At 37.7% G+C, this 9,698-nt stretch carries 8 protein-coding genes; all 8 read right to left on the bottom strand.

Annotated features, from left to right (window positions below; genetic code table 11):
- Nucleotides 1-178: 178 nt before the first annotated feature.
- The gene (locus J5G60_RS03095) at nt 179-1,459 is read right to left on the bottom strand and encodes an exonuclease domain-containing protein (protein WP_150356652.1); all 1,281 of its coding nucleotides are present in this window, start codon (nt 1,457-1,459) and stop codon (nt 179-181) included.
- A 358-nt stretch (nt 1,460-1,817) separates the two neighbouring features.
- Nucleotides 1,818-2,324 carry a DUF1097 domain-containing protein gene (locus tag J5G60_RS03090; protein ID WP_150356651.1) on the bottom strand — a complete coding sequence of 169 codons (507 nt, stop codon included), beginning with the start codon at nt 2,322-2,324 and terminating at the stop codon, nt 1,818-1,820.
- Between the two features lie 54 nt (nt 2,325-2,378).
- Nucleotides 2,379-3,587 (bottom strand): molybdopterin molybdotransferase MoeA, encoded by a 1,209-nt coding sequence (locus J5G60_RS03085; protein WP_150356650.1) that lies wholly within the window; start codon nt 3,585-3,587, stop codon nt 2,379-2,381.
- Between the two features lie 159 nt (nt 3,588-3,746).
- A complete protein-coding gene (gene asrB, locus J5G60_RS03080) occupies nt 3,747-4,538 on the bottom strand; it encodes an anaerobic sulfite reductase subunit AsrB (RefSeq protein WP_190972189.1) in 792 nt (263 codons plus the stop codon).
- Complete coding sequence (gene asrA, locus J5G60_RS03075) at nt 4,538-5,596, bottom strand: anaerobic sulfite reductase subunit AsrA (RefSeq protein WP_106010010.1); 1,059 nt, start codon at nt 5,594-5,596, stop codon at nt 4,538-4,540. Before asrA ends, asrB begins: the two co-directional genes overlap by 1 nt.
- A gap of 39 nt (nt 5,597-5,635) precedes the next feature.
- The gene (locus J5G60_RS03070) at nt 5,636-6,301 is read right to left on the bottom strand and encodes a TorD/DmsD family molecular chaperone (protein WP_150356648.1); all 666 of its coding nucleotides are present in this window, start codon (nt 6,299-6,301) and stop codon (nt 5,636-5,638) included.
- A complete protein-coding gene (locus tag J5G60_RS03065; protein ID WP_150356647.1) occupies nt 6,302-6,916 on the bottom strand; it encodes a 4Fe-4S dicluster domain-containing protein in 615 nt (204 codons plus the stop codon).
- The gene (locus J5G60_RS03060; protein WP_150356646.1) at nt 6,916-9,603 is read right to left on the bottom strand and encodes a molybdopterin-containing oxidoreductase family protein; all 2,688 of its coding nucleotides are present in this window, start codon (nt 9,601-9,603) and stop codon (nt 6,916-6,918) included. Before J5G60_RS03060 ends, J5G60_RS03065 begins: the two co-directional genes overlap by 1 nt.
- Nucleotides 9,604-9,698: the final 95 nt, after the last annotated feature.

Raw genomic sequence — 9,698 nt, 5'->3', positions numbered from 1 at the left:
AATTTTAGAATTAATCATGGCTTTATTTCTTATGCCCTTTTTTTCTGTTTAGCTATTATAAATTACAAGAATTACCTCTAATCTTCTAATTACCTTTTTTTGAAACTTCTTCCCATCATCAATTCATTTTTATCAGTGAGTTTCGCAATTACCTATAGGTTTTAGTACAGGCTACATGCTATTGATTCTGCTGAAAGTCTTTTTTCTGCATTTCAAGCAGATAAGCAGGAGCTATTTTTATAATCTTATCTTCAACCTTTAGTACAATTGTTTCATAAGATTGACTTATACATTTAGGATTTGTTGTCTTGCTTATATATCCCAGAATGTCAGCGTTATAAATATTACTTTTCTTTTTATAGTATATGTCTTTTAAATCATTTGCCGAAGGGCTCAATAATTTCCATTCTTTCAATTTTTCTATTTTGTCATTTAAATTATTGAAGACTATAAGGGATTCTAAATCTAAAACTTTTTTGGAAATATCGATATTTTCCCTATTGGTTTTATATTTGATCATATCTAAGAACTCATCTTCGTAGATTGTTTTAATATCATATCCCTGATCTTTGAGTTCAGCTGCCTTTTGTTCTTTAGAACTCATTCCGGAATTGTCAACTAGGGATTTATCCTGAATTCCCACAACTAAATAGTCTGTTTTCTTTGATACACCGCTCTTTAATATACCGCCTAAATTTACCACTTCCTGCATGGCATCTCTTCTATTTAAATTTTCTAGATCTCCTGTAAAGACCACAGTTTTATTGTAGAATGGATTGGAAGTATCGATACTGTTACACTCAGGTTTAATTTCAGATATTTTAACTGTATTGAATTTATTATGAAAAATAGGACTTCTTTTTTTGAAAAGTTCTATTTTAGGATGTAGATCCTTAAAATTTTTAACTGGAACACTGGTATATGTATTGCAGAAGGATTCAAGGCTTTTCCTATGAGAGCGTTTCACACATTCGATGACTAAATTGGCACAGGTTATGGCGTCATCGAGAGAATTATGGTGGTGTCCTAAATCTATATCAAAATACCTGGCGCGGTCTTCTAGGGACTTACCTATTTTTTTACCCCTGCATAGTCTTGTTGATATCGGTATGCTGCAAACATATTTAAAATTTGGCATGGGTATCTTGTACAATGTCAGGCAATTTTTGAGTACAGACATGTCAAATGCAGCATTGTGGGCAACCATTAGGTTGTCCTTAAAATAAGTACTTATATTATTCCATATATCGGGAAAAAGTGGTGAGTTTTCAACGTCTTCTGGAGTTATCCCATTGATGGATATATTTTTTTTGCTGAACTCAAGAGTCGGTGGGTGAATTAAAAAATATTCCTTTTTGCATATCTCGTTATTTTTTACGGCAGCAATACCTATGGAACATGCACTGGTATATTTATTATTGGATGTTTCAAAATCTATTGCTACAAAATCAAATGACATAATATCCCTCTTTTTTATTGACCTTTTTAAATTTACTCTACTACATGATTATTATATATAATTTGCAGGTGTTTATCAATTCTAAGATTTTGGATTATACATCAACAGATTTACAAATAAAAATAAGATTGGATCAGGTATTGATAATGATGTGAGTATAGCGCTAGCTCCGTTAATTTAGAAATAAACCAAAAGTTTATTAAAGAAGCTAATGACTTTTAAACTTTTGAAATTAGTGGATAAGGTTGACAATAAGCATCCGCCAGCTAAACTAGCGGATGTCTGCTTTATTTATAACCGAATTATATCTTTTTCCTTCTCTGCAACTTTATTGTATAACATTTTACACAAATCTTCCTTATCTATTATATAATTTAAATAAGAATTTTTGAAATTTGTCAACTCCAGCACCTACATACCATACACCCACTAGCATAGAGAGTCCAATTTGTATAGCTAGACTTCCTAAATTATTAATTCTGCCGGTAGTCATAATAGTCAAACCCACGGCCCATCCACACAACCATGCAGGTAGATATATCCATTTAGTAAACAATCCTGAAATTATTACTGCCAGTAACCCCAAAACAAATAGGGTAATAAACAATTCCACATTCGGATTAAACTGCATTATGTCCATCATTTTCAATGCACAACAAGCCCATATATCACCACATAAAAAACCTATTGAAATTTTAATCCCATCTTCAATTTTATTGCCATTAGCTACATAGACAGCTGCACAAATAAGAGCCACTGCTCCCGTTGAAATTCTAATATATGGACTTATAACAGCCCATATAGACGGCAATAGTGCAATTCCAAGCGCTAATGTTAAAATATCAGGCCATTCTTTTTTACTCATTTTTCCTCTTTCATCCTCCAATCTTTAATCTATACTCAGTAGAATCATATAATGTCATAGTATGAATTTTCCATTTAAGACCTCTCCTGCCTTAACATTTGCACATTTTTCAGGAATAATAATAATTCCGTTTGATCTACTCATAGTCATTAGATGATTGGAAGATTGTGATCCTACTTTATAAGCGTAATATTTTCCATCATGTTCTTTAATTTCTACGTATATATATTTTTTCCTTCCTATTTTGGCTTTAAAATCTTCCATTAAAATAACAGGGAATTCTCCTTTATTTTCAAATTGCTTACCCATCATTTTTTCAATTGCAGGTTTAACAAGTTCTTGAAAAGTTGTTATTAAAGACAATGGATTGCCTGGCAGAGAAAAAAATAGTTTTTCCTCATATGTGGCAAAAGTTACTGGTTTTCCAGGCTTGATTGCTACTGAGGTAAATTTTATATCTGCTCCTATTTCTTTTAACAGATCGTCTATAAAGTCGTAGTCTCCAACAGATGCTCCACCTGAGCTGACTACTATATCCGCATTTTCTAAGGCATATTTAATTTTTTCTCTTAAATTGTCCTTGTCATCTTTAATTACTCCTAAGGACAAGACTTTTGCACCTAAATTTTTAATTAAAGCTTTTAGTGAATATTCATTGCTGTTTCTAATTTTACCTCTTTTCAGTTTGCTATCTATACTGACTAATTCATCCCCAGTAATGATTAAGGCAACAGTAGGGCTTTTATAGACATTTACAGAACTATACCCTAATGAAGCCAATAAGCCTATTTCTACGGGCCTAATCTTACTTCCCCTATTTAGTGCCAATTCACCAACTTTAGTTTCTTCTCCAAGCTTGACTACATTATTATCTTTGTTTACAATTTGGGATACTTTTAATATACTGCCTTTAACTTCCACCTTTTCAATTTCTATAACAGCATCTGCACCTTTAGGCAGGGGCGCTCCTGTCATAATTTTAAAAGCTTCACCGGATTTTAGTTCATCTTCGCAATAGTCTCCTGCTTTTATTGATCCTTTGATCTCAAATTCTGCCGCGTTTTCTGTATCACAGTTTCTAGTATCATCACTTTTGATAGCATATCCGTCCATTGCGGACTTGTCAAAGGGTGGGAGATCATCTTTGGAATATATGTCCTCTGCTAAAATTTTGTTAAGACAGGATAGTATATCCTTTTTTTCTAAAGGAAGCTTTTTTGTATTTTCATTAATTATATTTAGAGCATTATCTACATCAATCATTTTTAATTCCCCCTATTTTTATATTATTATATAGACAAAACTTGAATCTGCCAAATCTAACATTTAAGCTGATTCAAGTTTTGCCTAATTTTCACGTAAATAATCATAGATTAATTTGGGTATAAAATTTGGAGCCAACAATGCCAAAGAATTTAATAGTTAATCCAGCAGATCTTTGGCTTTAGTATAGTTGAAAATCGGTCCCTCCAGGCAGACATAGGTTTCGTTTATCTTGCAGTGTCCGCACTTGCCTACTGCACAGGACATTTTTCTTTCAAAAGAAACCCATATTTTGGATTCTTCCACATCATTTGCAAGGCACTCCTGAGCTGCAAAGTGCATCATTATTGGAGGACCAACTATAATAACATTATAGTCTTTAAAGGTATTAAATGGAATCTTTTTAATGTGCGCTATAACCATTCCAGTTTCAAATCCATCTACTTTAGTATTATCTAAGGTATAGATTGTATTGAATACAGTTTTGAATTTTTTAAGATCATACTCGAACAAAACGCAGTCGATATCTTTGAAGCCGGCAATTAGATTTACGGATTTGATCTCTTTTGGATGTTCATAAAAGTAGTTTAAAAGGCCTTTGACTGGAGCGAAGCCGGTACCGCCGGCAATTACCACCAGGTCTTTGTTCCTGAATTTATCTAGGGGGAAGGAGTTACCATAGGGACCTCTCATAAACAGTGTGTCATTAGGCTGCAGGCCGAAAATTCCCTCTGTAAGTCTGCCTACCTTTCGAATTGTGAATTCAAGCCATCCAGCTCCCTTGCCGCTTACGGATATCGGGGCCTCGCCTACCTTGGGAATTGACAGCTGAAAAAATTGTCCGTACTTGATATTGTCCTTATCATATGCAACCCTGAAGGTATATTCGGCATTGGTTTCATGTATCACATCTAGAATTTTATAAGGTGCAGGTAAGGTGATATTGGTCATTATTTATTCACCTCCCTGGATGATGGTTCTTCACTTGATATTTTTTCTATTTCATCGCTCAAACTGTTGATAGTATCAGAAAATGAAATCTCCTCTGGACATCGGCGGCTGCAGCGGCCACAGCCTACACACATATGCTCTGTACCGCCAAAACGGGCATTGTAATCATAAACCTTGTGCAGGGTTTTAAATCTCATTCTTTTACCGGCTGTTTCTCTAACTTTATGTCCACCTGCCATAGTTGTAAATTCTTCAAGCATGCAGGATGACCATACTCTTCTTCTCTCTCCCCTGCGGCTTGTTTCATTGTATATGATATCCGTAGTGTCAAAACAGCTGCACGTACCACAGACTGTATTACAGGCGCCGCAGCTTATGCACTTTGTATTGAAGCTATCCCATAATTTCAAGTTGTAAACTTTTCTCAAGAGATCAATATTGTCTATTTTAGGTAATTTTACTTTTGTTTGGTTTTGCTGAACAAATTCAGGAGTAAAATCCCTTGAGGTTTCCCCGCTGAAGTATTTTTTAAATTCCTCATCCTTTACTTCTATCAATAGGCCGTTGTCTTCAAATCTTACAGCTGCGCTGTAGTTGTCAGTCCGATTTGAACCCATGGAAACGCAGAAACAATTATCCCATCCTTTCCGGCATTCCATCATGAAGATCTTTATTTTATCACGTAATCGCTTATAATAATTATCCTCTTTATCGCCGTTTTTCAGGAAAATAGTGTCCAGCCTCTTGATGCCGTTAATATCACAGGGGCGGGCAAATAAAATGATATTTTTACTGTCATCAATACTACTCTCAATACATTTATCTTCCGTAAAATAAAGAAGTGTCTGACTAATAGGGTAAAAGACTTCTTTCGGTGAAAAATCAGATTTTTCATCATAGACGATCTCTGATACCGAATTGATTTCAGCATAGCGTATTAGGTCGGTATTAGGCTTCCAACCGCGATTTTCAAAGCGTTTAGGAGCATATATTTTGTATTCTTTTTTAAGTTCATCGATTATTTTGTCCATTCTTTCCGAACTCACATAATAACCCAATGATTACCCCTCCTATCTTTTTATAAATTATATTTGCAGCTAATTCGTTAAACTTTCCAGAATTGTATTGTCCAAGTGCAAATAGCCGTTGGTGATTTTTCCAATCCCCTTGTAAAATTCTGTATCGGCATACTTTTCTATGTCACTGCAGAAGCTTGGAACCCAATTCAATAAATGCTTACTTAAAAAATTCATCTGTTCCTTTAAGCAGGGCAAAAATTTTGATTCATCCTGTATATTCAAAACTTCTTGTGCCTCTTGACATAGAAATGCCATAAATTCCAGTTCTAGGGATATATGATCTTCAAAGAGATTCAGCTTTTCCTCATCTTTTTTCAGACCCTTTGCCGCATATATAGTCATCACTTTATCCCGGGCATCCTGCATCATGATTTTCTTTTCACTGGTATACACCGACTCATAGGGAAATGCAGCAGAACCCTCCGCTATTCCTGCAGCAAGAAAAATTTTCGCATAATCTACAGCCAGGTCAGTCAATGCAGTATTACCATGATTATCCAGATATTTTCCAAGCATTTGGTATCCTTCCCTGAGTTCAATTTCACAGCAATCTACAGGAAAGTCCATGTTTTTCATCTGCATAAATAAGGGTTCATCCACTTCTGATTTATAAAGGCGCTCCAAAAAACGATACAAATTTTCACGGTTTCTCATAAGTGTCAGGTACTCTGGATTCTTATTCACCTATCTTTTCCTCCCGTCCTGCTGGCTGCACTCCTGCGGGATAACATCAATCCACTTGTCACGGCGCAAAATGTATCGAACAGAAGGGTGAGTGCCAACATCCCGAAGACTATATACATTTTCACTGCCAGCTTCTTTTAATGCCAGGGATACATCGCTGTCCGGATCATTGATATCGCCAAAAATCATGGCCCTGCCTGAGCAATTTTTTACACATGCAGGTTTTTCACCTTTTTCTGTCAATTGAGTGCACAGAGTACATTTATCCATTACTCTCATTTCGTTGTTGAAGTTGTTTATTTCATAAGGACAGGCTCTATGACAGCTCTTGCAGCCTATGCATTTTTCCTGATCAATGAGAACAACACCGTCGTCACTGCGTTTATAGCATGCCCCTGTAGGACAGACCTTGACACAAGCAGGATCAGCACATTGCTGGCACATAACCGGCAGCCAATACATCTGTACATCCGGATATGTTCCTGTAGGACCTATGGTCAGTACTCTATTTCTCGAAGAACCCAGTGCAACTTCATTCTCCATTTTACATGCTACACTGCATCCATAGCAGCCGATACACCTGTCTAAATCAATTACCAAAACATTTTGTTTCATTATTTAACCACCTCCGTAGGATCGGATGGTTGAGGGAGCCATGCCTTGAACTGTTCAGGTTTAGTCCAGACTCCTTTTGGCGGACCGTCCTCAGCTCTTGAAACCCTTACGAGAAATCCTCTTAAAGTGTAGGTCCCCACAACATCGTTGTATGGAGCAGTTGATTTTGAAAGTACGTTGACGTTCATTTCACGCCATCCTTCTGTTTCAGTATGGTAATTTTCGGGGAAAACAAAACGTTCCATATATACGGCACCAGGATTTATGCCCTTTGTCACATTGGCTTTTGCCTTGATCTTGCCTCTTAGTGATTCCACCCATACCCAGTCTCCATGGGAAATGCCGTAGGTTTTTGCAGCTTCCGGGTGAATCCAGATCTCAGGAACGGGGTACATTTCACGCAGCCATGGAACATTTCTCAAGGTTGAATGATGATAAAATGGAAGTCTCCCATTGGTCATAACCAAAGGGTACTTTTTAGCAAGCTCACTGTCTTCAATAGGACTTTCAGAAGGTTCCAGATAGTATGGCAGCGGGTCATAGTCTTTTGAAGCAGGAGGCAGTTCACAAGTACTGTAAGGCATTCCCGTTCTTCCTAAGGTAATGAGACTCTCCAAATAGAGTTCAATTTTCTTGGAAGGTGTATCGAATCCTCTTGGCTTGCCTGTCTTTGGGTTATTCTGCTTGTAGACATAATACTGTTTCCACTGGTTTTTAGGAAGGAACTCAAAGGGAGCTTTTTCCTTAAATTCATCCCATGTCATATCAAAGGCGCTTGTACAGCGATTTAGAAGTTCATTCATATCTTTCCAGTAAGGAAGATCGTTTCCCATAAATTCTTCATCAAATGCTTTCTTGCAGTTTTCATGTCCAAGTTCTGCACAGCGTTTTGCCAGTTTGGACCAGAATAATGTTTCATCCATGGTTTCCCAAAGGTGGGTAACTGCTTGTCTAGCAAAGACTTTATTACAGGACTCCACGGGCATATCCGTCTCCAGCCATTCTGCTGCAGGAAGGAGCATGTCTGCATAATTGGAGAATGAAGTAGGGTACATATACATATGCACAACAAACTCCATTTCTTTAATAGCGGGAACCCATGACTTACTCTCGGCTACATTGGCAAACTTATTGCCGGAACGCTCAATCCAGACTCTTGGTTTATAAGGTTTTCCAGTCAGGATTGCCTCTTTGACACTACCAGGGTGTCCTGCCCACCAGAATAGAAGTCCTTTGTATTCGTTGCCGCCCAGACGCTTTTTGAGTTGTTCCGCTGGAAGCAATTTACGGGCAGCTGGTACTATATAGGTTGAAACAGCAGCATCACCGGGAATAACACCGCTTGTTTTAAAGCGTTGCATCAGTGATCCTGGCCTTTCGATGTTGCCCATCAGCGCATTGAGAATAATTGCTGCCATGGCTGCCTGTACTGAATTGGGGCTTTGATCGGTGGCAACGCCAAGGCAGAGACCTGCAGGAGAATTTTGTGCATATATATTGATGGCCTCTTCAATTTTACTTGCGTTAAGCCAGCATATTTCTGCCGCCTTTTGAATAGTATAGGGTTCCACTCTCTCCTTTAAAAGCTGAAATCCGGTTTTACATTCAGCTCCATTTACGCTAAAGCTGCCCTCCAGTGCAGGAGACAGATCATTATTCCAGGGATAGATTAGGGGCTTAGCTGAATTGGTTTTTGTATCCCACACCATAAAAGTATCTGGAACATTAGGGTCATTGCTCTTATTAGAACGTAAGAACATCTTGGTCTTGACATCCACCAGATAAGGCAGATTTGTCCATTTCAGGACGAAATCACTGTCGTAAAGTTTTTTATCAATGATATAGCGAGTCCAGGCCTGTAGTAGTGCCACGTCGCTTCCCGGTCTTATAGGTAACCAAACATCAGCTTTAGCTGCATCTGGTGTCATACGGGGATCGATTACAACGGTTTTTACTCCCTTGGCACGAAGGTCTGCAACGGCACCTCCGCCCATTGCAGGACTGGAGTAGGAAGGAGCTGCTCCCCACAAGACCAAGCATTTCATTGGTGTATCATCGGCATAGTAAATTTCCAGGCAATTTGAGTCGGCAATACTGTAGTCAGAACCACCATACATCAAATTATTGGCTAGAATACGCGGCAGATAACATTGAGCACAACCGGGTTCAAACCAGTTGGGAGTACCAAATACATTACAAAATCTGGCGATACTCCAAAATTCAGGATTTCCACCTCCTCCAGTAGAACAGAGTACAGCTTCTGCTCCATACTTTTCACGTGTTTCCATAAGTTTCTTGGCGAGAATATCAATGGCTTCATCCCAGGAAATACGCTTCCATTTATTTTCACCTCGCTTGCCCACTCTCAGCATTGGATACTTATTACGATTTGGATTATAAAGAGCTTGTATGCCGGAAAGTCCTTTGGCACACATGGATCCTTTGCTCATAGGATTTTCAGGATCGCCTTCAAGCTTGACTACTCTGCCGTTCTTGACATGGGCAATAACACCACAGTTGGAGATACATGCTCTGCAGCATGTTTTTACAGTTTTAGTAGAGGATGATACATCATCTTGTGATGACTCATTTTGAATTAATTCCCTTGAACCATTTAGGGCTGATGTAATTCCCGTTATATTTGTTGCGCTGAGAAAATCTTTTTTATTTGTTTTTTGTTCTTCCATTTAGTTGCCTCCTTTACTGATAAATAATTTTAGATAATTATCAAATATTGTGAGTAAAGTCATTATCTGAATTTAGCATAACATCTTATAAATTC

The sequence above is a fragment of the Clostridium sp. HV4-5-A1G genome (genome assembly GCF_900184915.1).
GTDB lineage: Bacteria > Bacillota > Clostridia > Clostridiales > Clostridiaceae > Clostridium_B > Clostridium_B aromativorans.
The sequence above is the reverse complement of the archived record's forward strand: the minus strand, read 5'-3'. Positions and strand labels throughout refer to the sequence as shown.

Excerpts from the sequence above, each read along its gene's own strand:
- J5G60_RS03090 (WP_150356651.1), bottom strand. The coding sequence starts at position 2,324 with ATGAGTAAAAAAGAATGGCCTGATATTTTAACATTAGCGCTTGGAATT.
- J5G60_RS03060 (WP_150356646.1), bottom strand. The coding sequence starts at position 9,603 with ATGGAAGAACAAAAAACAAATAAAAAAGATTTTCTCAGCGCAACAAAT.
- J5G60_RS03065 (WP_150356647.1), bottom strand. The coding sequence starts at position 6,916 with ATGAAACAAAATGTTTTGGTAATTGATTTAGACAGGTGTATCGGCTGC.
- J5G60_RS03095 (WP_150356652.1), bottom strand. The coding sequence starts at position 1,459 with ATGTCATTTGATTTTGTAGCAATAGATTTTGAAACATCCAATAATAAA.
- J5G60_RS03085 (WP_150356650.1), bottom strand. The coding sequence starts at position 3,587 with ATGATTGATGTAGATAATGCTCTAAATATAATTAATGAAAATACAAAA.
- asrB (WP_190972189.1), bottom strand. The coding sequence starts at position 4,538 with ATGACCAATATCACCTTACCTGCACCTTATAAAATTCTAGATGTGATA.